This window comes from Nostoc sp. CHAB 5836, from assembly GCF_020829445.1.
Classification (GTDB): Bacteria; Cyanobacteriota; Cyanobacteriia; order Cyanobacteriales; family Nostocaceae; genus Nostoc.
In genome coordinates this window covers 1-22955 of the sequence record NZ_JAIVFV010000109.1, presented here as the reverse complement: position 1 = coordinate 22955, position 22955 = coordinate 1, and the positions used below count along the sequence as shown (strand labels likewise).

The window sequence follows — 22955 nt, the reverse complement described above, 5'->3', positions numbered from 1 at the left end:
TCAGTGTCTTTGACCTAACAAGCCTTTTTAACATTGACAAGGAAAACATTACCGGAGTAATCCGAGTTGGTTTTCTAGGTTTCCAATTCAAAAACCTGGATCAAATCCACGCCAAGTCCGCTTTGTCCACTTTTGTCCAATGAATTAGTGATTAGAGGCGTACCGATCGCGATCGAGGGGAAATTGCGCCCGAATTGTTCGGTTCTACCACTGTCACGAGTACACAAATGGCTATAACCTCTTAGGTAGTAGTGAAATGTCTACCTTAGACGCCGTTAGTCGCTCTTGAATAAAGGGGTGAAAGCCTGTGTACAAATGGATATTGCCAAGTCTGAGCGAAATCTTGGCTGAAAATCAATCAAGTGTGGCTGAATGCTCACCTGGCAAAGCAGAGCGACAGTGGCGTGTCAGCCTCGCGGCGACAGAACATTTGCTATTAAATACTTTAGCACCTGCTTCAGCTGACATAACCCAAGGATTAGTTTTCGCTGCACCAGCACCCTTATTTAGTCAGCCAAAACTGACTAAAAGTTTACAAACAGTAACTTTTACGGCAAAACCATTTAACCCCTTGGCACTGATGCCATTTCAGATCCCAGATGGGATACCTGGGTTGGGATACGTCAACGGGTGTGTAAATGAAGAAATCGCTCCCCACGAATCGGTGCTTCCCTTATTACCTGCCGATCCGCTAGGATCAGAGCAGTTTTGCTTGGTTTTTACAGATAAATTTAGATTAGTACTAGTTTTAACAACACATAAAAACGGTCAAAAAACCTTTTCATTTTCCTTTGAGCCAGAGGTAGTACAACAGGCTTGGCGATCGCTAGGAGCAAGGGTAATGCTGGCTAATCCAGAATTTTTTGCCCGCCTGGACGCCTTAGTACAAAGGTATTCTCCGGTAGTACCAGATTACCGCATCATGATTGAGTATAGCCAGTTGTTGCTTCAGGAATTAACAGAACCAGAAGAGACTAGGGACTCTTTACAAGGGACTGGGGAAGAAGTCGGGGAGCAGGGGAGCAGAGTTTTCCTCAATGCCCAATTCCCAATTTCCAATGCCCAATCTCCAATTCCTGATGTAGAATTGCTCCAAGCCTTCGCTCACGAAGTCCGCACACCTTTAACAACTATTCGCACCATGACTCGTCTGCTTTTGAAGCGGCGAGACTTAGATCCCAACGTCATCAATCGCTTAAAAATTATCGATCACGAGTGTACCGAGCAAATTGACCGCATGGAATTGCTGTTTAAGGCAGCAGAACTGGAAACAACAGCCTCAGCAAAATCGTCAAAAACTCAACTCACGCCGATGTCTTTAGATCAAGTGTTGCAGCAAAGTATTCCCCGTTGGGAACAAGCAGCGCATCGGCGGAACTTAACTTTAAATGTTGTTTTACCCCAGCAACTACCAACAGTGGTAAGCAATCCCACCATGCTGGATCAGGTTCTCACTGGTTTGATGGAGAATTTTACTCGCAGCTTACCCCCTGGTAGTCATATTCAAGTACAAGTTATCCCGGCTGGAGATCAACTGAAGCTACAATTATCACCCCAATTCGGGTGCAAAGATTCAAATAAAGCTGCCACACCTGCAACACCACCAATTCGCAAAGCTTTGGGTCAACTGCTGATGTTCCAACCAGAAACGGGTACTATTAGTTTAAATATCGCCGCAACTAAGCATTTATTTCAGGCGATCGGTGGCAAACTGATTGTGCGCCAACGTCCGCACTATGGGGAAGTTTTGACGATTTTCCTGCCTTTAGAAGTTAGCAGTAAACAGAAACCAGTAGTCAGAAGTTAGGAGTTGTATTATATCTGCATTAAAATTCCGAATATTCTGAGAACTTACACACTGTACTATAATTTCCCTTTGGGAATTGACCCTTCAATTCCCTCAACATACCAATCCATTGCCAGTTGTTGCTTATCATCCAACACCTTACCCTTTGGCACTCGCATCACCCCTTTTTGGTCTTTCACCGGCCCATCAAAAGGATGTGCATTACCCTGAATAAACTCATCGCGCTTCGCATTCACCAATTGTTGCACATCAGCCGGAATCGCCTGATTCATCGGGGAAATATCCACCATTCCTTCACCAATGCCATCCCAAACTTCTTGAGACTTCCAAGTATTACTCATTACAGCCAAGGCTTTATCTGTATAGAATTTGCCCCATTTGTTAATAGCTGATGTCAGGTGGGCTTTTTGACCAAACTTACTCATATCAGTGTTGTAGCCAAAAGCATAAATTCCTTTTTCCTCAGCCAATTGGACAACGGCGCCAGAGCCGGTATGCTGCGTTAGTATATCTGCACCTAAATTAACCAAAGCTTGAGCTGCTTCTCTTTCTTTAGCTGGATCGTACCAACTTTGTACCCAAAGTACCTTAACTTTTGCTTGGGGATTTGTTAGCATTACTCCTTGAGTAAATGCACCGATTCCCCGAATTACTCCTGGAATTGAGTATGCACCAATAAAACCAACTACATTCGATTTTGTCATCTTACCAGCAATCATGCCGGTTAAGTAACGCGGTTCTTCAAAACGTCCCAAATAAGTGCCGACATTGGCAGCACGTTTGTATCCTGTACAGTGTTCAAAGACAACATCAGTAAAGTCCTTGGCGACTCTAATTGTTGGGTTCATATACCCAAAGGAAGTTGTAAAAATTAACTTGTTACCATCTAATGCTAGTTGGCGAATCACCCTTTGGGCGTCAGCACCTTCATTGACATTTTCGACAAAAGTGGTTTTTACCTTATCTTGAAGATTGGCTTCCATGTCTCTGCGGCCTAAATCATGGGCATAAGTCCAGCCAAAATCACCCACAGGCCCCGCATAAACAAATGCCACCTTGAGAGGTTCATTTACCGCCACAGGCGACGCTGAGGTAAACACCTCACCCTGTAAACTGGAATTTCTGCCTTGAACACAACTAGCTAAGGCAAAGGTAGATCCTGCTAAAGTGGCATACTTTAGAAAATTCCGACGCTCCATATTTTATTGATTGGGTTTAGCTCGGTAAAAAGGTTTTCCTGATTGCTGCTAGCACCAGAAAACAAATAATATTTAACATTATACAAAGTCACAATTTTTTTACAAAACGTATATTTCCAGCCAGATTTTTGATGTAACGATCGGACTCCTACTTGATTTTTGAACAAAACTCAATACACCTTTATTCCTTTTACAGGTCGGAAAAACTAATGAACTTATTTGAGCTTTTAGCAGGGGAAGACAATCATTTAGCCTTAGTTACACCTGGGGGGCGATCGCTAACCTATAAGCAATTGCGCGAGAATATTGTTGGACTAATATCCCAACTTAACAGCTTTGGATTGAAACCGGGAGAACGCATTGCCATTGCCATGACTAACGGTTCACCAATGGCTATTACCTTTTTGGCTGCCGCCCTGTGTGGCACTGCTGCACCCTTAAATCCCAAATACAAGCCAGAAGAATTTGCGTTTTACTACGAAGATACCCAAGCAAAGGCACTGATTACCTTGTCTGAGGGGCCAGAAGCAGCCATTGCGGCCGTTACACCCGACATGATGCTGATTAATGCCAAGGTAAACACTGACGGTACATTAAACTTTGAATTAGTCAAGGAAAAACTTCCCCCCTGTTCCCAGGTAAGAGTTCCCTTGCCTCAGTCTGATGATCTGGCGATGATTCTCCACACTAGCGGCACCACCAGCCGTCCGAAACGTGTGCCCATTCGTCATCGCAACTTAATCGCGTCAGCCGAAAACTTGATTGGTGCTTACTCACTCACAGCAGCTGACACTACACTTTGCCTAATGCCCCTGTTCCACATTCACGGATTGGTGGGCTGTTTGCTGGCAACTCTGGCATCGGGCGGTACACTAGTTTGTCCCAATGGTTTTAATGCCTTGGAGTTTTGGAAACTGGTAGATACCTACAAACCCACCTGGTACTCCGCAGCGCCAACCATGCACCAGACAATTTTGGCACGCGCTAGCCGCAACACAGAAATTGTCAAAGCTAACCGCTTTCGTTTCATTCGCTCTAGTAGCGCTCCCTTGCCCCCGATTATCATTGAACAGCTAGAGGCAACTCTCAATGCTCCAGTGGTGGAATCTTACAGCATGACTGAAGCATCTCACTTAATGACCACCAACCCCCTACCGCCAAAAGTGCGGAAACCAGGTACTGTAGGTTATGGCTTCGGTGTGGAAGTGGGTATTATGGATTCTGAAGGTAAGTTATTATCTATCTTAAGCTTGGGCGAGGTGGTGGTAAAAGCACCCAATGTTATAGATGGCTACGAAAATAACCCGGAAGCTAACGCCACTGCTTTTGTTAACGGTTGGTTCCGCACAGGGGATCAGGGTATGGTGGATGCCGACGGCTACCTCCGCTTGACTGGACGCATTAAAGAATTGATTAACCGGGGCGGGGAAAAAATTTCTCCCTTAGAAGTCGATGATGTTTTGCTGCGCCATCCCGCCGTTGCTGAAGCCTTGGCTTTTGCCGTACCCCACAAATCTTTAGGAGAAGATATCCACGCTGCTGTGGTTCTGAAAGCAGAAGTTGGCGAAAAAGAACTTTTAGCTCACTGTTCAACCATGCTGGCAGACTTCAAAGTTCCCAAGCAAGTTCACATTTTAGATCAACTACCTCGTGGTGCTACGGGGAAACTCCAAAGGTTGGCGATCGCGAAATTGCTGAATATTGGGGAGTAGAGAGTGCGAAAAAAATGGCGCTGCTGACCCTCGATTACTCTAGGACTTCGATAGTGACATACTCACACACTGACTGCAAGCAGTACAGTGTGGGGTTCTGCCCGTTCTAGCTAAAAAATCTCGGTACTGATAAGGTTGTAGGCGACCAACTTGTAAAATGTGAATAACTTAGTACAGATGCAGCATAAAATCGTGGCGAATTGAGGGTTGAAATTTAAACGCAGAGGGGCGCAAAGGGAAGCGCAAAGGTTCGCAGAGAATTGGCTACGAATTAATGAAACGCTGTACTTAGGACTGCGGAAAAATCCTAATCAGTTGCAGCAATATTGCTTCTAGGCTGTTCAAAGCTGCATTCGTAGTTTGCTGGTGTTCATTAAAATTCTGTTGATGCCGTTCAAAGTTTCTCTGATGCTCTTCAAAATTTTGTTGATGTTGTTCGTGAGAGTCCCTTAATTCCAGCAATACATCATCAAGTACAGCACTGCGAGAGAGAACCCTATCAACGTTATTGGTCAAGCCATTTACGTTATCCGTCAGATTCTCAACTTTGACGGTCAGCGCTGCTATAGCTTCAGTATTTCTGATAGCTAAAGCTTCGATTAGTTCTAATCTATTGGGTGTTTCAGACATAGTATTCATTCCTCAGCTTTAATTTTTAATGATTTTTCATAGAAATTCAAACTCATACAGAATTGAATTTTGAATCCTGGCGACTGACTGCTGAATTCTGTTTTGTTAAAAATTCTTGAATGCAGTTGACAAATTCTTCTAATTCTGAAACTAATTTAGTAGTCCCTCTAAGCTCTTGATAGTCAGCTAGTCGTTGTAGTTTGTCAGATGCTAGGTACATAGCTGTGGCTCCAATGTTGGCACTAACACCTTTAAGATGATGAGCTTGTTCCACTATTTGCTCAAAGTCATGAGATGCGATCGCTGCTTTACTTGTTTCTAAACGGAGCTTAATATCATCAGCACATATTTGCAATAGATTTAATTCAAATTCTTGGTCATTTCCCGATATCCGATGCAAGTGTTCCCAATCAATTGCTAGCTCAGTGGAAACTGTCTGTTCATACTCAACTGCCTCTTGTTGTGAGACAATCACGCCTGTCCAATGCTCTAGGGTCTGGGCTAATTTTTCTTTAAAGACTGGCTTCCTCAGATAGTCGTCCATTCCGGCATTTAGACACATTTGTTCGTCTTCTTTCATTGCATTAGCGGTCATTGCAATCACCACAGGACGACGACGCAGGGCAAAAGTGCCCTGTTGCCAACGATGAATTTCTTTTGTGGTTTCCAAACCGTCGAGAATTGGCATTTGGCAATCCATTAGAATCAAATCGTAAGGAATTTTTTCTAATAGTTGCAAAACTTCCTTTCCATTGGCAACGACATCGGCTTTGTAGCCCAAACTCTGGAGTTGCTTCAGGGCTACTTTCTGATTCACCAAATTGTCTTCAGCTAAGAGAATTCTTAACTTGGATTTAGTAGAGAGGTTGGGGGAAGAGAAAGTAAGAATGCTGGAAGTTTCTGTACTTTGGACTTCTTCAGTAAACCCTGATTCTGATTTCGGCTGAGTTTCTAAAATAGTCATCATGGTATCGAGAAGCCGTGAGGGCTTAATGGGTTTAACCAAATAAGCAGCAAATCCGATTTTGAGCGCTTGCTGTACTTCATCCCGTTGATTAGTAGAGGTGAGCATAATCAAAGGGATCTCAGCAATTGCAGAATTGGCTTTAATTTGTTCTGCTATTGCCATGCCATTTGTTTGGGATATTTGCATATCAATCAAGGCGATATCATAGGATTTCCCTTGGTCATAAGCTTTCTGAATAACTTTCAGGGCCGCAGCAATACTGTCAGCCTGATCTACCTCCATCCCCCAATAAGTAGCTTGATGGTGGATGATTTTGTAATTAATGGTGTTATTATTCACCAGTAACAAGCGGCGATCGCCCAAAACTCCACGTTGGCATTTTGGCAACATCGGCTCAACTTGCTTAGTAAAAAGCACCTCAAACCAAAACTTAGCTCCTTTCCCCATCTGACTTTCTACCCCAATCACTCCCCCCATTAAGGTTACAAGTTGTTTACAGATGGCTAATCCCAAACCGGTACCACCATACTTGCGAGTGGTAGAAGCATCCACTTGGGTAAATGGCATAAAAAGTTTGCGTTGGTCTTCAGGGCTAATGCCAAGACCTGTATCTGTGATCGCAAAATGGATGGTGGCTGTAGTGGGGGAAAGGGAACGCAATTCGGCTTGCACTAATACTTCGCCAGTGCTGGTGAACTTGATGGCGTTGCTGATTAAATTCATCAAAATTTGCCGCAGCCTACCAGTATCTCCTTTGAGATCGGTAGGGACGTTATGCTCTATCAGTGCGGCAATTTCTAATCCCTTGTTATGAGCTGAGGGAGCCAATAATTCCACCACTTCTTCCACACAAGTGGATAGGTCAAAATCTAAAGTTTCCAGAGCCATCTCTCCAGCCTCAAGTTTGGAAAGATCCAAAATCTCGTTGATTATACTTAAAAGAGCGTCTCCACTACTACGAATTATTTCAATAAAATCTCGCTGTTCTGGGTCTAAAGGAGTATCTAACACCAGACTGGTCATCCCCAATACAGCATTCATGGGAGTGCGAATTTCATGACTGATATTTGCCAAAAAGGCGCTTTTAGTTTGAGAAGCTAATTCGGCTTGGCGACGGGCAATTTCTAGTTCTTGTCGCTGACGAGTTTCTGCTGCTAATAGTTGGGCTTGGGCTAAAGCAATACCTACTTGGTCGGCTATTTGCCGCAAAAGATGAGTTTCAAAGCTAGACCAGTGGTGAGAATCGTCACACTGATGAACTATCAGCAAACCGCGAAGTTCTTCTTTGACAAGAATGGGCACAACCAAATTGACTTTGACCCCAAATTGTTGCATTAATTCCAGATGGCTTTGTTGAACTTCCGGCAGATCGAAGTTAGCCAGCCCGAGAATGTGTCCTTGACGGTACTGCTGTAAATAATATTGTTGTAAATATTCGGCTCGAAAGTAGGAGGTAGTGATATTTTGATTTTGCTCTTTGATTGCTGGTAAGCCAGAAATTACTGCTTCAATAACGGTGGGTGTAGATTCATCTGGCAAAAACTGATAGATCAAAACTCGGTCAGTCTGGAGAATCTTTTGCACCTCTTGAACAGTGATTTGGAGAATTTCTTCGATTTGCAAAGACTGACGAATCTTCAGGGTGATTTCGGTAAATAGTTGCGATCGCCTGTTTTGGCGTTGTAATTCTTCTTCAGCCTGTTTACGCTGAATAAATTGCCCCACTTGCTCACCGATAGAATTCATCGTTTTTACCAAATCTTCGTCAGGCGCTTGGATTTCACGGTTGAAGCAAGTAATGACACCGAGAATTTTGTTACCACTACGAATCGGAAACCCGAAGGCTCCGTGTAGTTGTACTTCAGCGCTGATTTGGAAGCGGGAGAAACTCAGTTCTTTAACGATATCACTGATCCAAACTGGTTGAGAATTTGCCCAAATCCGGCCAGGTAGTCCAATTCCTGGTGCAAAGGTGGTTTGCCGATTCTGTGCTTCAAATTCTTGCACCTCAAGGGATGCTTTATGCCAGATATCGAGAAAATGCAGCACATTTGCTTGCTGATCGACCATCCAAATTTCACCCAAATCCCATTCCAAACTCTCACAGATTCCTTGCAAGATTTGGCGAGTAGCTTCCTTGATGGTGGCGGACTCTGCTAAGGCCCGGGTTGCAGCATATTGTGCAGTTAGGTGCTGTTGTGCGCGTTTGCGTAAATGAAGCTCGTCGTGGACATCAGTAATGTCAATGCCCGTGGCAACGATGTATTCAATGCAGCCATCATCATCTTTTAAAGTGGTATTCGACCAGGCAATCAGCCGCCGAGTGCCATCCTTCATTACCCAATAGTTTTCGTGTTTCAGAAAGCCTTTACCAGTTAGTAATTGCTCATAAATTGCTTTGACTGGCTTTACATCTTCAGGAAGTAGAAACAACTTCCATAAATATCTACCCCTGACCTCATGGAAGGAGTAACCTGTTGTTTGCTCACAAGCTTGATTGAAACGAAGGATTTGCCCTTGAGAATCGAGAACTATTACCAAGGCGCTGGTTGTATCAAGGACTACTGAGATCAAGTTGCGTTCTTGATTTAAGGTTTGTTCTGCCCTTTTGCGTTCAATGACCTCATGATAGATGAAGTAGTAAACGACAGCAAGAACGATCAAACTTAGGCAGATGGCGATCGCAACTATCCGAATTATATTATTAGGACTGACTTTTGCTACTTGTGACTGCTGACCGTGCAGCTTGCTTTCTTTATTTTCTATATCTAGGATCACCTTACGGATATCATCGAGGGTTTTTTCCTTATTTATCCATAGCATTTGCAACCCGGTCTCTAATCCGTGGTTTTGGCGCAAGTCGATAGTCTGCTTTAATTGAGTAATTTTAGCTGCTATCAAGGGTTTGAGCGTGTCGATTTGCTTTTGTTGCTGAGATTGATTTGCTGTTAAAATCTTCAGCTTGCCAATTTCTTCATCAATCTTTGCAAGGGCTGCTTGATCCCGTTTTAGATCAAGTTCTTTTCCAGTCAGGATATAACTGCGTTGTCCAATATCAACATCTTTGATTGCAGATAACAGTTCTTCTAATGAGTTAATCTTTTCATGAGTTTTAATAACATTATTAGTAGCATCAATTAATACTTTTGTATTTTGATCAGAAACAACGCCAATCATCACTAAAATTGCCGATGCTAATCCAAAGCCTCCAGCAACTTTTTGGAAAAATTTCTTGCGTACCTTCTGCGCCTGTTGGCCTTTATTGTTGGCAAGTCTCTTAACCGCAAGGGGGCACTGGCTTCTCTGCGGACTCTCTGCTTCCTTTGACCTTCCCTTTACGTAAGTCCGAAATAAGTTCTGATCTTGTTTTTGATCAATCCCCATTACCCAACCCCCAATTTGCTCAACAAACTTACTTCAATTAATGACAATAGTTTGGTTAAAAGCGTTAGCGTAATTTCACGGACTTAGACGTTATTAAAAAATCATTTAAGTGCTTAAGTCCCTGCTGTATTTTTTGTGGGCTGGCTGATTTGAATAGGACTTATATCATGTCCGCATAATTAGTTATGATTCCCACAGTCATCACACCCCACCCCTTAATCCCCTCTCAGCAAGCGGGGAGGGGTTGGGGGTGGGGTGTTAGGGACTTTTTGCAAGAGGTCTTATGTAGCGTCAAGTTGTGGCACACCTATGACAAACTAAAACAATATATCAAACAAGATTATATTTTTGTTGACATCTCCAGAAATTTCCGGTTAAGTAACTTTCAAGACCAAAATGTCTCGCAAAAAGTAATCAAATGTAGTTAAGGATACAAATAATTGGTGCTTAGGAAGAAAAAGAAGTGTTCAAGAAAGTTGTGATGATTGGGGCTATGACCCTAGTGTTTTTGGGAGTACCTCTGATGGGCAATGCTTTCGCCCAAACACCAGCAGCTTTACCTGCTGCTGATCCTGGAGATACGGCATTTATGCTGATTTCAGCAGCGCTCGTGCTACTAATGACACCAGGATTAGCGTTCTTCTATGGTGGATTTGTGCGATCGCGCAACGTCCTAAACACATTGTTGATGAGCTTTGTGTTGATGGCGATCGTCGGAGTTACCTGGATTTTGTGGGGTTATAGTCTTTCCTTTGCACCAGGTTTACCGTTTATTGGTGGATTGCAATGGCTTGGGTTGAATGGTGTTGGGTTAGAGATCACCGATTATCTCAAAGGATCAAACCCGCCGGAAGTTGTCTCTTATGCCGGAACAATACCCCATCAGGCATTCATGATTTACCAAGCCATGTTTGCCATTATCACCCCAGCCTTAATTTCTGGGGCGATCGCAGAACGGATGAGTTTCCGCGCTTATTGTTTGTTTGTGCTACTGTGGTCAACCTTTATTTACGCCCCCCTGGCACACATGGTCTGGGCGAAAGGTGGATTTTTAGGTTTGTATGGTGGATTGGGTGCCCTGGACTTTGCAGGTGGCACAGTAGTTCATATTAGTTCTGGCGTTTCAGCCCTGGTAGCTGCGATCGTCCTTGGGCCTCGGAAAACCCATCCCCATCGCCTTAGCCCACCGCACAATGTTCCGTTTATTTTGCTGGGTGCTGGCTTGCTGTGGTTTGGTTGGTTCGGCTTCAACGCTGGGAGTGCCCTATCTGTTGCTAGTGGAACTTCTGGTAACTTAGTCACAAATGTGGCGACAACAGCCTTTGTTGCCACCAATACCTCCGCGGCAGCGGCGGCTTTAATGTGGCTAATTTTGGAAGGGGTTTTACGGGGGAAACCAACTGCTGTAGGAGCAGCTACAGGAGCCGTTGCTGGTTTAGTAGGCATCACTCCCGCCGCCGGATTTGTCACACCGCTATCAGCGATTTTAATTGGTTTCATCACCGCCGTTGTTTGCTTTTATGCGATCAGTTTCAAGCACAAGCTAGAAATTGACGATGCTTTAGATACCTATCCTGTGCATGGCGTTGGTGGTACAGTCGGGGCAATTTTAACCGCCATCTTTGCCACAACTCAAGTCAATGGAGCAGGTAAAGAGGGAGTGCTGCGTGGTAATTTTGGTGAATTGGGAGTTGAACTAGTAGCAATTGCCATTGCTTATGCGATCGCAGGTGTTGGTACGTGGATTATTCTCAAAGTTATCGATGCTACAGTCGGGCTGCGAGTCAAAGAAGAAGCAGAATTCCAAGGTTTGGATATCAACGAACACGGCGAAGAAGGTTACAACTCCGAGTTTGGCGATCGTCCCACTTAGTAAAGAGTGCTGAATCAGGGACTTCCAAGAAAAAACCCCGACAAATTGCGGGGCTTTTTTTTCGTTACTTTACGATTTGTGGGTAATCCTCAATACGGTTCAGTTATAGCGGTTCTCAATTGCATGGAATACAGACCTAACCCCCGGCCCCTTTCCTTCTAGCGTTGGGGAGTAAGATTCAAAGCCTCTCTCCTCTTAGGAGAGAGGTTTGGAGAGAGGTCAAAACTGTACTGCACCTAAGGGAGAACCGCTATAAGGCTAAAACTCTCAGTAAAATAATCGTTCGCTTTTCCACATGACGTGAAAAGTCAGGTGGGTAATCTGCTACTCCAAGAAATTTGGACGGGGAAGCGCCAGACCATTTTGCCCAACGGCTGGTATTTCCACTAGCTCATCTGTGGCAGTAGGAGTTCCATTAGTATTGCCACTAGGAGTTACTGAAAATTGATTACCGGGGTGTCCATTGGGGACAAATAGTTGCGGATGGTCAAAGGGTGCTTGGTCAAGGAGGACTCGTTGATCAGTGAGTCCGGTTCTTAAGAAAGTCACTAAATCAGCTTTTTTAGCATCGCTTAAGTTCAACCCTCCTACACCAGGTCCACCGTCGTCACCTCGACCACGATTGTAAAAGTCTACTACTTGCTCCAAAGTTGCCATCCCACCATTATGCATATATGGAGCGCTCAAGGCGATGTTACGGAGGGCAGGTGCTTTGAACAGTGATCTGGTAGTGTTTCCGGCTCCTGGGTCATCTGAGGCCGGTCTGATACCGTAGTTAGCGAAGAAGCCGTTAGCAGCGTTATTAATCAGTGGATCAGTTGGATCAGTTGAAGCTACTCCTGCGGTTCTTCTTACTGAAGCCCTGGTGAATTCTGGAATTGTATGGCAAGTGTTACAATTTGCACCACCATTAGCCACAGTATTAACAAACAGACTTAGACCGCTTTTTTCTGGCTCGGTGAGAGCATTGATATTTCCCGCCTGAAATTTGTCAAAAGGTGTCTGGTCAGATACAAGAGTAGAGATATACTTTTGCATTGCTAACCCAGCAAACAACGAGAAGTTCCAATCCCTGAGTTCAAACTGATTTTCCGGTAAAGTCTGTCCAACCGCACCTTGTTGTAAGATTGTTCCACTGCCATCAGCATTAAGTTGAATGATTTTATTTGACTGCCACCATTCCTTCTTAAAGACTTGCTTAATCAGATTATCGTAGCTGGGTATGTTCAGACCGGGCTGAGGCGATCTGCTGTCAGCACCTAAAACCCCGTCTTGGGGATGTACAACTTGCTTGGCTAGGGGTCTGAGAGTATGTAACTTTTTACCTGCCCTCGACAGAAACTTACTGCCGATTTCCCTTAAAACACGACCATTAGCAGATGTTTCAAATGGACTTACTAGTGGTCCTGTTACTAGAGAAGCTAAAGAGGAATTGTTGAGCGCAACTGCAACTTCAGTTAGTGTGTTTGGCTTTGATGCTTTGTAGACTTTAGCATTAGAGTCGGCTGCACCCTCGGTATTCACCCCATTAAAGGTTTCCTTGGCGCGACCATCCCAAAACTGGAGCTTGTTGAAGATTGTGTTAATTACCGTTGGGGTATTACGCGGCTCAACTCGACGCACATTAATTCCATTGACTTGAAAGCCGTCTGGATCTGGCGTGGATGTAACGTTATCCTCTGCTTGACCTGGAACGGTTGAAATTAGCTCAGTATGGAATACACCTTGGGATGAGGCAATATCGTTAGCGTCAGAAAGAAGTGTACTGTCTCGATTGTTAGGATCTGCTAGTTTGTGAAATGGAAAATCTGCCGCCGTGAGTTGATAGTTTGCACCACCACCTACCTGGAAAGTTATATCTTTCACTGATGCCAAAAGACCAGGACTGATTTGATTCTTTGATCTGTTATCAGCTCCGGCATGAAAGTGACAACTAGCACACGACTGAATGCCATCACTACCAAGCTGCATATCCCAAAATAGGGATTTTCCGAGCTTGAGTAGAGCTGTTTCGTCTTGAACAAAGTCGGCGAGATTGCTTGGTTGAGCTACTGCTGTTAGCAGTGGTGGCTGCGCTGGGGTGGGATCTCCAGTTGTAGGTGCGGGAACGCTTGTGATGTTGTTTAGAGGGGCTGGATTAGCACCTGGGGACAATGTTACTTGTGCAGATACCAGACCTCCACCTGCGATCGCCACGACAACGATCGCAAAAACTGCCACAAAGCGTGAATATCTTTTTGAGACTGGCCTCAGCTGAAATCTGAGACACAAAAAAGTTAGCAAAAATGCAACCAGTACAACTGCTGCTACTAAATTTGTTATTTTCATTGACTGAATAAAATCACATAGAACACCTACACCTTGCATAATCAAGCTAGGTGAAATAGGTTATAAACGAGTAGATTTTACATATAAGTACTCAGATAAAATTAGTTACATAAATTCCGATCTGAAACCATTATTTGGCCTCAAACCTTACGTGTAAATATTTGTATCAGATTACTTATGTGTAGAAACGTACACATAATCAAATGCCATAAAATATTAGCAAATTAACTATATTTTTAACACCTAATTTTATTCTTTATAAAAACAAAAGTAGTCTTTTGTTGTGAAAACCTTTTCAGTAAAGGCTGAGGCTCTAAATTAAGAGTTATTTTTTTTAATGAAGTAAAAATAACAAAGCATTCTCGCTCAACAGGTTTGTATTTTTCTGTGAATAAAATATTATTTGTAAATTAGCATTTATTCTATTTGTCATTTACCATAAGTGCTAAATATTTATAGGACTACTATTTGATTTCTGAACAGATACGTAGGGGAGCCAGTCGTGTGGGCGGGTTTCCCGACTTGAGCGAACTGGCGTTGCGTTAGCGTTTCGCGTAACGCACCGAATCCTTAAGAATGGTGCCGTACTTTCTGCGCTAACGCACCCTACAAATACTTAATGTTGTTCAAAAATCAAACCGGATTCCTATATTTAATTTGTCGTTAGTGAAAATTTTCTCATGGAGTCTTCTCCGACTTTTTTAGGACAAGTGATTGCTCTTTTGCTACCACCATCAGATGATTCAGGGCGATCGCACTAAATCTTAACTAACTTTGCACCAATGCGAGCTAGCTTGTAGGCTAAAAAGTTAGTGAATGTTCCCCACCCGACATCAGATATTGATTTCGCCCTGTAGAGGGACGGGGAATTCCGCCGAATTTGTTAAAATTTGATTCAAAGAATTGGTAAATTTCGCTAGTCGTGTCTACTTCTTTTAAAACCTTTCCCATCTGGGCATTTTTCTCGCTGTTAACCAACGGCATCCTAATGTTGGCCGTCATCCTGCTAATTTGGCAACAGCAAAGATTGTCCGCTTTTTTTGGGACAATAACATCCCCAGAGCTAATCAACCTGAACAACTCACCGCAAATTGCTACACCTGATTTGGGTCGGCGTCACCAACTCACTTACCAAGAGTGGGTAGACATCCTCAAACAAGAAGCCAAGATCGCTGCTGACCAACGTCCTCCGCATTTAAGTATCCTGGTGGGAGATTCTCTGAGTTTGTGGTTTCCCCCTGAGTTATTACCCGAAGATAAAAATTGGCTCAATCAAGGAATTTCTGGCGAAACCAGCAACGGACTCTTGAAAAGATTGAAGGTATTTGACCGCACCCAGCCAGAGGTGATTTTTCTGATGATTGGCATTAATGACCTAATTCGCGGCATGAGCGACGAGGTAATTGTAGATAATCAGCGTCAAATTATCAATTACCTCCAAAAGACGCATCCCACAGCGCAAATTGTTGTCCAATCGATTTTGCCACATGGCGCAGAGGAAGCAACTTGGAAAGGACGAGATCAACTTCTGACTGTTGCCAATAGTCGCATTCGTAAGTTGAATCAGCAACTGCAAAGCCAATCTAGCAAAAAAGGTGTGAAATATCTCGATTTATATCCCCTGTTTACCAACAAGCAAGGAAATCTCCGCCGCGAATTTACTACTGATGGCTTACATTTAAGTCCTGAAGGCTATATAGTTTGGCGTTCTGCATTGCAGATTTATAGCGAAATTCAATTAAAACCCCAGCGTCAACGTCCTGCGGGGGAAAAAGATTAAAGTCCAAAAAGAAGTAATATCTTTGAATACATCTGTATAAATCGCGTCTGGGCGCGAGAAAATAAAAAATAGTGGTTTAAATAAACAAATCTCATGGATACAAAAGCTTTTAAACGCAGCCTCCAACATTCAGAAAATTACAATCGCAAGGGGTTTGGTCATCAAGCAGAAGTTGCGACCCAGTTGCAATCTGAGTATCAGAGTAACTTGATTCAAGAAATTCGCGATCGCAATTATATTTTGCAACGAGATGATGTGACAATCCGACTAGCACAAGCCTTTGGCTTTTGCTGGGGTGTAGAACGGGCTGTAGCCATGGCCTACGAAACCCGTCAGCACTTTCCCACAGAACACATCTGGATTACTAACGAGATTATCCACAACCCTTCTGTAAATCAGCGTATGCAGGAGATGGAGGTAGAATTCATCCCCATTGAAGGAACTAAAAAAGACTTTTCTGTTGTTGGCACTGGTGATGTCGTCATATTACCTGCTTTTGGGGCTAGCGTTCAAGAAATGCAGGTACTTCACGATAAAGGCTGCAAAATTGTTGATACAACTTGCCCTTGGGTATCTAAAGTTTGGAATACAGTAGAAAAGCACAAAAAAATTGATTATACATCAATCATTCACGGTAAATATAAGCATGAAGAAACAGTCGCGACTAGTTCCTTTGCTGGTAAGTATTTAATTGTGTTGAATTTGCAAGAAGCACAATATGTTGCTGACTATATTATGAATGGTGGCAACCGTGAAGAGTTTCTGACAAAATTTGCTAAAGCTTGTTCAGGAGGATTTGACCCCGATGAAGATTTAGCAAGAGTTGGTATTGCTAACCAAACTACCATGCTCAAAGACGAAACTGAGCAAATCGGCAAGCTTTTTGAGCGGACTATGTTGCAAAAGTATGGGCCCACCGAGTTAAATCAGCATTTCCAAAGCTTTAATACTATTTGCGATGCAACTCAAGAACGGCAAGATGCCATGTTGGAATTAGTGGAACATAATTTAGATTTAATGGTAGTAATTGGTGGGTTTAATTCCTCCAATACTACTCAATTGCAACAAATTGCTTTTGAGCGGGGAATTCCTTCTTATCATATTGATACTGTTGAACGGATTAAATCAGGAGATTCCATAGAACATCGGCAATTAAATGGGCAGTTAATAACTACAGAAAACTGGCTGCCAAATGGAGAAATTGTTGTAGGAATTACTTCTGGTGCTTCTACGCCAGATAAGGTAGTAGAAGATGTGATTGAGAAGATTTTTGCAGTTAAAGCAACAGCCGCACTGGTTTAACAGTGATCAGTTATCTCACTTCCCATCACGATCAGCGTCACCCCACCCCGGTTTTGTCTAAAGCCAAAACCTCCCCTCCCCGTGAACGGGGAGGGGATTGAGGGGTGGGGTAAAATGACTGTGGAATGAGCTTGATGACTTAAGTTGACACCAATGCGCAAGGACTTGCGCCCCTACCGTGTGGTCTATTTACCTGAAAATTGCTGTAAGTAATCAACCGCACATGATATTAGACATTTAAAATGGGTGGCTTATTTCCGCCGACCTGTACTAGTACCGCAAGGCAAAAGTCAAAAATGAAAGGGAACAACCTTAGCGGCGAGTTCTGCGATGTTCATCTGCTCGTAGTGTTCAAATGGTTGGTGAATCCACGGGTTATCGGTCAAGTAATCGACATAATAATCGGGTTTTAAAACTGAACAGGCTTTATACCAAAGTACGGCGGTGCGAATTTCCTCAATGGGGAAATCACTATTTTCCTTGAGCCAAAGTATAGTCTGTTCCAGTGTAATCCCAGAGTCTACTAAATCATCCACTAAGAGAATGCGCGAACCTAACTTTTCAGCAGTCATCGTCAAGTGGCGGGAGAAAATTAAATTACTTCTTTCTTGTTTACTAGTGCCACTATAAGATGAGGTTGCTAAAATTGCCAGTGGTTGCTGGTATATACGGGAAAGAATATCTCCAACTCGTAGTCCTCCTCTGGCAAGACAGATAATCTGGTTGAATTCCCAACTGGATTGATAAATCTGAATAGCCAGTTGTTCAATTTGTTGGTGATAATCTGACCAAGAAACATAAAGGTCTGGCATAAATCTAACGGCAGTGGTAGATAGCTAGTATTGAAGGCGATGTCTACGACGGGCTACGCCCACGCAAACTTGATATTTTAGTATGAGTGCAAGTTATTATGAACGATTCTGCTGCTGATGGCGATATCCAACGAAATCCTGAGAGTAAAAAACTGGACTTGAAAACAAAGCTGGCTTACGGTGCAGGGGATTTAGGGCCAGCAATTACTGCAAATATCTCCGTCTTTTATCTGCTGATTTTCTTTACCAATATCGCTGGTATCCCTGCGGGTTTGGCTGGCAGTATTTTGATGATTGGCAAAATCTGGGATGGCGTAAATGATCCGGTTGTCGGGTTCCTAACTGATAAAACGAAATCTCGTCGCTGGGGTCGTCGTCTTCCTTGGATGTTTTATGGAGCAATCCCCTTTGGAATGTTCTTTTTCTTGCAGTGGATTGTACCGCAATTTAGCACAAATCAGAACGATAATATTTGGCCGCTGTTCTGGTATTACGTAGCGGTTGGGGTGATATCTCAGGCGTTTTACACGGTTGTAAATTTGCCTTATACAGCCATGACTCCAGAACTAACTCAAGATTATGATGAACGCACCAGCCTTAACAGCTATCGTTTTACATTTTCTATTGGTGGGAGCATTCTCTCGTTAATTTTAACGAAAATTATTTTTTCGCAGATTCCCGATCCCCAACAAGCATATATCGTTTTAGCAGCAGTTTGTACTGTAATTTCGATTTTAGGATTATATTGGTGCGTTTTTGGAGTCCGCGATCGCATTCTGGCTTTTGAGACCAAACGCATCCAAATCCAGGAACCCCCATCTCTCCCCTTCTTTAAACAGCTAAAAATTGTCTTTAGCAACCGACCTTTTTTATTTGTTATTGGTATATATCTTTTTTCTTGGCTAGGTGTGCAAATAACAGCCAGCATTATTCCCTATTTTGTAGTCAATTGTATGGGTCTAAAGTTTGAAGATGTACCCACAGTTCTGATTGCAGTCCAAGGAACTGCTCTGTTGATGCTATTTTTCTGGGGGGCACTGAGTAAAAAACTTGGGAAAAAAGTTGTTTATTTTCTAGGAATGAGTTTATGGATTATAGCAGCTGCTGGACTATTTTTCTTACAACCTGGTCAAATAGTTTTGATGTATGTGATGGCTGTCATGGCAGGTATTGGTATATCCACAGCTTATCTAATTCCTTGGTCGATGATTCCAGATGTGATTGAATTAGATGAACTCCAAACCGGACAACGCAGAGAAGGCATTTTTTATGGCTTCATGGTTTTGCTACAAAAATTTGGTTTAGCTTTCGGGCTATTTTTGGTAGGAAATGCTCTGCAAGTATCGGGTTTCAAAGAATCTGTAGCTGGAAGTCTACCACCCATGCAACCGGAATCGGCATTGTCTGCTATTCGCATTGCCGTCGGCCCCATACCAACAGTTTGTTTGATTTTCGGCTTAGTTTTAACGTATTTTTACCCGATTACCCGCGAGATGCACGCAGAAATTGTACTGAAACTCAAAGAACGGCAAGAAAAGAGGGAAATTTAACTTGATCTTTGCCAAGAATTTTTTCTATTTCAGAAATTGTATGGTACAATTATACTACTATGATGCAGAATTTAATGCTCATTTAGTCAGGCGAGGGTGGCGAACGGCATACTCAATGCTGTTCAAAGCGATCGCTTGGCTTTTATGCTAGAAAGGACTAAAAACTGATAGTGGATGTAAAAAATTTGTTCAAACATTATTAAAAAATGCAACCAATTAAACATATCTAAGTAAGTCGGCGCGAAAAAATCAAAGTATGTTACGAAACATAAATAGCCTTAGAGCTAATTTGTAAACTCAAGTAAAGTACTTGTCTAATAAGGGTTTCAGGAATTTAAGTCAATACAGCACTTATTGACTGAAACTCAGACATAGCAATGAGTTGAGTACCCTTAAGATTTTCTTTACGAATCAGCTCTTAAAATCTTTACTAATGACCCATGACAAAGGACAAATGACAGCCTTAGCCAGTTAGCTTTAATTGCACCGACCTACTTATACTTTTTGCAGTCAGGAGTAATTTTAATGAACAGTTGCGTTTTAATGGCGGAAATTATTAACGAGCCGCAACTCCGCTATACGGCGGATAATCTGGGAGTCACGGAAATGCTGGTGCAGTTTCCCAATTCCCAGAAGCCAGAAGATCCGCCAGCTACCCTGAAAGTTGTTGGCTGGGGAAATTTAGCCACAGAAATTCAGCAAAACTACCATCAAGGCGATCGCGTCATCCTGGTAGGACGTTTAAGTATGAGTACTGTTGAGCGTCAAGAAGGTTTTAAAGAAAAACGCGCTGAATTAACAGTACAACAAATTCAATCTGTTGGAGGTAGCTTTAATACTGATCCATTGCCCTCAGCAAGCGTAACTCCATCATTTACTGAAACTGCTCCACGACAACCATCAGCATCTCGTCCTCCCCAGAAAGACATTAGCAGTTACGAGTCAGCACGTCCTACGCCTGCGCCAGCGACAAATCCTGTTGGCGTTGCTCCCCAAGTACCAACTTACGAACCCGTACCCCAACCGACGAATTATGAGCGAACCACTTATCCAGCAGTGAAAGCGGAAGAACCAGATCCAGATGATATTCCCTTCGTGCGCTCCGTTGATTCCAAAACTGTCAAAGCAGGCTTGTTAGATTTCTATGAAATCGAAAGCCAATGTCCGCAGGTAGGAGTCAGCCATAATTTCAAGTTTATTTAGTAGGACTTACGGAAAATATCTCAGAGGATGTTTGAAAAGTTTTAGGGAGTCAAAAATTAAGCCAGTTGCCTCACCATAATACGGATCATGGCAAGGTAGATAAAAGTTTCAGATGTTTCGGGCAATAACTCATAATCTCGGACTAATCGCCGACACCCCATCAGCCAACCAAAAGTGCGCTCAACTACCCAACGTTTTTTGAGCAACACAAAGCCCTTGGTTTCTTCTGGTCGCAGAACTACCTGCACAATCCAGCGACAAAAGTTCATCACCCATTGCATAAACGGCTCACCATCAAAGCCCCCATCCACCCAGATGGTCGTTAAACGAGATACCTGTTTGTTTGACTGTTTGAGCCGTTGGAGAACTTGTTTGCCCCCTTCTCGCTCACCCACATTCGCCGCAGTGACCAAGACTCTCAGGACTAACCCTAGGGTATCAACCGTCAAAAATCGCTTGCGACATGAGAATTTTCTTGCCTGCATCAAAACCCACCTCTTGACTCACCATCGCTGCACTTTTCACACTTTGGCTATCGATGATTCCCTCCGATGGACTCCGATGGCGCTCAATTTCGATTCTCGTCCATTCTCGCAGATGATCGTGAATGTGCAACCATGTCCCATCTTTACGCCAGTTGCGGAAATAAGTGTACACTGTTTGCCAAGGCGGAAAGTCCCCAGGTAGCGTAGGCGTAGCCCAACCTAGGCATCGCCATCTCACTCCTTCTAGCAGGATGTAAAAAATTGCATTCAGGACTTCCCACATATCGACTTCACGCTTACGACCACCAGGTTTGGCTTCTGGAATCAAGTCGCTCAGAAATTCATATTGTGCACGGCTCAAGTTACTGGGGTAAGCTTTACTCATGTTGCTCTCTCGGTGCTGTTTATTATCTATTCACAGCCTATACTGAGAGAGCTTTTTTACAACATACCCGACTTTTCAAACATCCTCTTAGAGACTTTGAATTTTCCCCCTTAGAGCGTCGGGAAGGGGGTTAGGTTTAAACAATTCACGCATTCTTGCATTATCAATTTCATTATTACAAGACGCTCTCTACGAGACGCTGCGCGTAGCTTGCTTCTCCACAGGAGTACGCGGACTCGCTTGCCGCCGGCGCTATCAGTGGGGGCTTGAAACCCACCACCTAGAAGCACCACTGATTTTTTAAATCAGTGGGGGGCAATGACCTCGAACGCCAGTGCGTCTCGTAGAGAAGGATAATTAATTCAAAATTTTTATTTATTCTTAATGAGAGCATTTTGAATTTTGAATGCGTGAATTTCATTAAATGGTCAATCTCGCTGTACCCTCCCCCAGGCTGGAAGGGCAAACACCTCCCTCTTTTCGCTCCGACTCCCGAATTGCTCAAATGGTGGAAATCCTCAGCCCAAGATCCCGCCGCGCAGCAGGAGTACAAGCGGGAGTTCCACGAAATTCTCAACTCCCGACAGCAGTTGATTAAACTCTGGGTTAATAAGCACAAACAAAACTCTGTGGACTTGACGCTGTGTTGTTTTGAAAAATCTGGGGACTTCTGCCATCGACACCAAGTCGGAGAAGTAGTACGAACGTACCTACCACAACTGTGGGGTGGGCAACATGAGCGCCCTAAGTTGCAATTGATTGAGTTAATGCTATGGCGATCGCTGACTCTTCAAAATCGCTTCACAAAAACTCAATCAATCTACTGATTTTCACTACAAAGAGCGTACGCTCAAATTGATAATCGTTGTACTGTAATGCGAGGTACTACTTCAAGCACCTCACAATCAGTGTTGCGTCAGTGATGGTGCGCTAATTCAAATTAAACAACCACAAAATTCTTTTCGGTTAGTGATAATCCACCATCTAGTTGTGCAAATTTTACCTGAGTAAACCCAGACGCACTGCCATCAGAGTCAAAGAACAGTCCACCCGTAGCGCTGTTGTAGATAAATCGCTCTTCGCTAGTGGTTACAGATGTTCCGATGGTAAACTGAGTCGCTGAAAGTGAACCAGTTGATAACCCGCCACCAAAATAATAAGCTGATACCTGAATCAGTTCGTTAGTGGCGTTGAAATCATAAATAGTATCAAATCCTTGGTTGTAACCATAACCGAACGCAAAGGTATCAGTACCATCGCCTCCAATTACGCTGCCATTGCGGCCACCATAGCCCCCATCGATGGTATCATTACCATCGCCCCCATCGATGGTATTATTACCATAGCTTCCATCGATGGTATCGTTGCCATCGCCCCCATCGATGGTGTCATTACCATAGCTTCCATCCATTCCATATAATATCATTCCCTGCACCACCAATGAGGGTATCATTCGCCACGCCACTCCTCAGTATGTCGTTGCCACTTTTGCCATTGATTTTGTCATCCCCCCCCTGACCATTGATGACATCATCTGA

Annotated in this window: 15 protein-coding genes and 1 pseudogene; 8 read left to right on the top strand and 8 right to left on the bottom strand. The window is 43.4% G+C overall.

Annotation, left to right across the window (positions count from 1 at the left end):
• Positions 1-307 precede the first annotated feature (307 nt).
• The gene (locus LC605_RS20600) at positions 308-1807 is read left to right on the top strand and encodes a sensor histidine kinase KdpD (protein WP_229549373.1); all 1500 of its coding nucleotides are present in this window, start codon (positions 308-310) and stop codon (positions 1805-1807) included.
• 56 nt (positions 1808-1863) lie between these two features.
• On the opposite strand, the gene LC605_RS20595 is transcribed toward LC605_RS20600, so the two are convergent.
• Entirely contained in the window at positions 1864-3006 is a 1143-nt protein-coding gene (locus LC605_RS20595; RefSeq protein WP_229549372.1) for a BMP family ABC transporter substrate-binding protein, read from the bottom strand.
• A gap of 209 nt (positions 3007-3215) precedes the next feature.
• Between LC605_RS20595 and LC605_RS20590 the strand changes: the two genes are divergently transcribed.
• A complete protein-coding gene (locus tag LC605_RS20590; protein WP_229549371.1) occupies positions 3216-4718 on the top strand; it encodes an acyl--CoA ligase in 1503 nt (500 codons plus the stop codon).
• 288 nt (positions 4719-5006) lie between these two features.
• On the opposite strand, the gene LC605_RS20585 is transcribed toward LC605_RS20590, so the two are convergent.
• Together LC605_RS20585 and LC605_RS20580 are read right to left on the bottom strand one after the other, a co-directional pair.
• Positions 5007-5348, bottom strand: a complete 342-nt coding sequence (locus LC605_RS20585; RefSeq protein WP_229549370.1) for a hypothetical protein — start codon at positions 5346-5348, stop codon at positions 5007-5009.
• A 52-nt stretch (positions 5349-5400) separates the two neighbouring features.
• Positions 5401-9699: a response regulator gene (locus LC605_RS20580; RefSeq protein WP_229549369.1), complete on the bottom strand. Its 4299-nt coding sequence runs from the start codon at positions 9697-9699 to the stop codon at positions 5401-5403.
• A 463-nt stretch (positions 9700-10162) separates the two neighbouring features.
• Here LC605_RS20580 and LC605_RS20575 point away from each other — a divergent pair, with 463 nt between their 5' ends.
• Complete coding sequence (locus tag LC605_RS20575) at positions 10163-11572, top strand: ammonium transporter (protein WP_309143270.1); 1410 nt, start codon at positions 10163-10165, stop codon at positions 11570-11572.
• Between the two features lie 324 nt (positions 11573-11896).
• On the opposite strand, the gene LC605_RS20570 is transcribed toward LC605_RS20575, so the two are convergent.
• Positions 11897-13900: a cytochrome-c peroxidase gene (locus tag LC605_RS20570; protein WP_229549368.1), complete on the bottom strand. Its 2004-nt coding sequence runs from the start codon at positions 13898-13900 to the stop codon at positions 11897-11899.
• 922 nt (positions 13901-14822) lie between these two features.
• On the opposite strand from LC605_RS20570, the gene LC605_RS20565 reads away from it, so the two are divergent.
• Together LC605_RS20565 and LC605_RS20560 are read left to right on the top strand one after the other, a co-directional pair.
• Positions 14823-15680 (top strand): SGNH/GDSL hydrolase family protein, encoded by an 858-nt coding sequence (locus tag LC605_RS20565; protein ID WP_229549367.1) that lies wholly within the window; start codon positions 14823-14825, stop codon positions 15678-15680.
• A 93-nt stretch (positions 15681-15773) separates the two neighbouring features.
• Positions 15774-16982, top strand: coding sequence for a 4-hydroxy-3-methylbut-2-enyl diphosphate reductase (locus LC605_RS20560; protein ID WP_229549366.1), 1209 nt, complete (start codon positions 15774-15776; stop codon positions 16980-16982).
• A 290-nt stretch (positions 16983-17272) separates the two neighbouring features.
• Here the strand turns inward: LC605_RS20560 and LC605_RS20555 are convergent, their stop codons facing one another.
• The gene (locus tag LC605_RS20555; RefSeq protein WP_229549365.1) at positions 17273-17794 is read right to left on the bottom strand and encodes a phosphoribosyltransferase; all 522 of its coding nucleotides are present in this window, start codon (positions 17792-17794) and stop codon (positions 17273-17275) included.
• Positions 17795-17892: 98 nt separating this feature from the next.
• Here LC605_RS20555 and LC605_RS20550 point away from each other — a divergent pair, with 98 nt between their 5' ends.
• Both LC605_RS20550 and LC605_RS20545 read left to right on the top strand, forming a co-directional pair.
• Positions 17893-19344, top strand: a complete 1452-nt coding sequence (locus LC605_RS20550) for an MFS transporter (protein WP_229549364.1) — start codon at positions 17893-17895, stop codon at positions 19342-19344.
• A 525-nt stretch (positions 19345-19869) separates the two neighbouring features.
• The gene (locus tag LC605_RS20545) at positions 19870-20547 is read left to right on the top strand and encodes a single-stranded DNA-binding protein (RefSeq protein WP_306426873.1); all 678 of its coding nucleotides are present in this window, start codon (positions 19870-19872) and stop codon (positions 20545-20547) included.
• 56 nt (positions 20548-20603) lie between these two features.
• On the opposite strand, the pseudogene LC605_RS20540 reads toward LC605_RS20545, so the two are convergent.
• Positions 20604-21417, bottom strand: a pseudogene (locus LC605_RS20540) (IS5 family transposase).
• A gap of 410 nt (positions 21418-21827) precedes the next feature.
• On the opposite strand from LC605_RS20540, the gene LC605_RS20535 reads away from it, so the two are divergent.
• Positions 21828-22244, top strand: coding sequence for a DUF488 family protein (locus tag LC605_RS20535; protein ID WP_229549363.1), 417 nt, complete (start codon positions 21828-21830; stop codon positions 22242-22244).
• Positions 22245-22357: 113 nt separating this feature from the next.
• Here the strand turns inward: LC605_RS20535 and LC605_RS20530 are convergent, their stop codons facing one another.
• Complete coding sequence (locus LC605_RS20530; protein ID WP_229549362.1) at positions 22358-22843, bottom strand: calcium-binding protein; 486 nt, start codon at positions 22841-22843, stop codon at positions 22358-22360.
• Positions 22809-22943, bottom strand: coding sequence for a hypothetical protein (locus tag LC605_RS20525; RefSeq protein WP_229549374.1), 135 nt, complete (start codon positions 22941-22943; stop codon positions 22809-22811). The genes LC605_RS20530 and LC605_RS20525 overlap by 35 nt, the downstream gene beginning before the upstream one ends.
• Between the last annotated feature and the right edge of the window lie 12 nt (positions 22944-22955).

Coding starts and splice junctions, on each gene's coding strand:
- LC605_RS20570 (WP_229549368.1), bottom strand. CDS start 13,900: ATGAAAATAACAAATTTAGTAGCAGCAGTTGTACTGGTTGCATTTTTG.
- LC605_RS20530 (WP_229549362.1), bottom strand. CDS start 22,843: ATGATATTATATGGAATGGATGGAAGCTATGGTAATGACACCATCGAT.
- LC605_RS20590 (WP_229549371.1), top strand. CDS start 3,216: ATGAACTTATTTGAGCTTTTAGCAGGGGAAGACAATCATTTAGCCTTA.
- LC605_RS20595 (WP_229549372.1), bottom strand. CDS start 3,006: ATGGAGCGTCGGAATTTTCTAAAGTATGCCACTTTAGCAGGATCTACC.
- LC605_RS20555 (WP_229549365.1), bottom strand. CDS start 17,794: ATGCCAGACCTTTATGTTTCTTGGTCAGATTATCACCAACAAATTGAA.
- LC605_RS20580 (WP_229549369.1), bottom strand. CDS start 9,699: ATGGGGATTGATCAAAAACAAGATCAGAACTTATTTCGGACTTACGTA.
- LC605_RS20585 (WP_229549370.1), bottom strand. CDS start 5,348: ATGTCTGAAACACCCAATAGATTAGAACTAATCGAAGCTTTAGCTATC.
- LC605_RS20550 (WP_229549364.1), top strand. CDS start 17,893: ATGAACGATTCTGCTGCTGATGGCGATATCCAACGAAATCCTGAGAGT.
- LC605_RS20560 (WP_229549366.1), top strand. CDS start 15,774: ATGGATACAAAAGCTTTTAAACGCAGCCTCCAACATTCAGAAAATTAC.
- LC605_RS20545 (WP_306426873.1), top strand. CDS start 19,870: ATGAACAGTTGCGTTTTAATGGCGGAAATTATTAACGAGCCGCAACTC.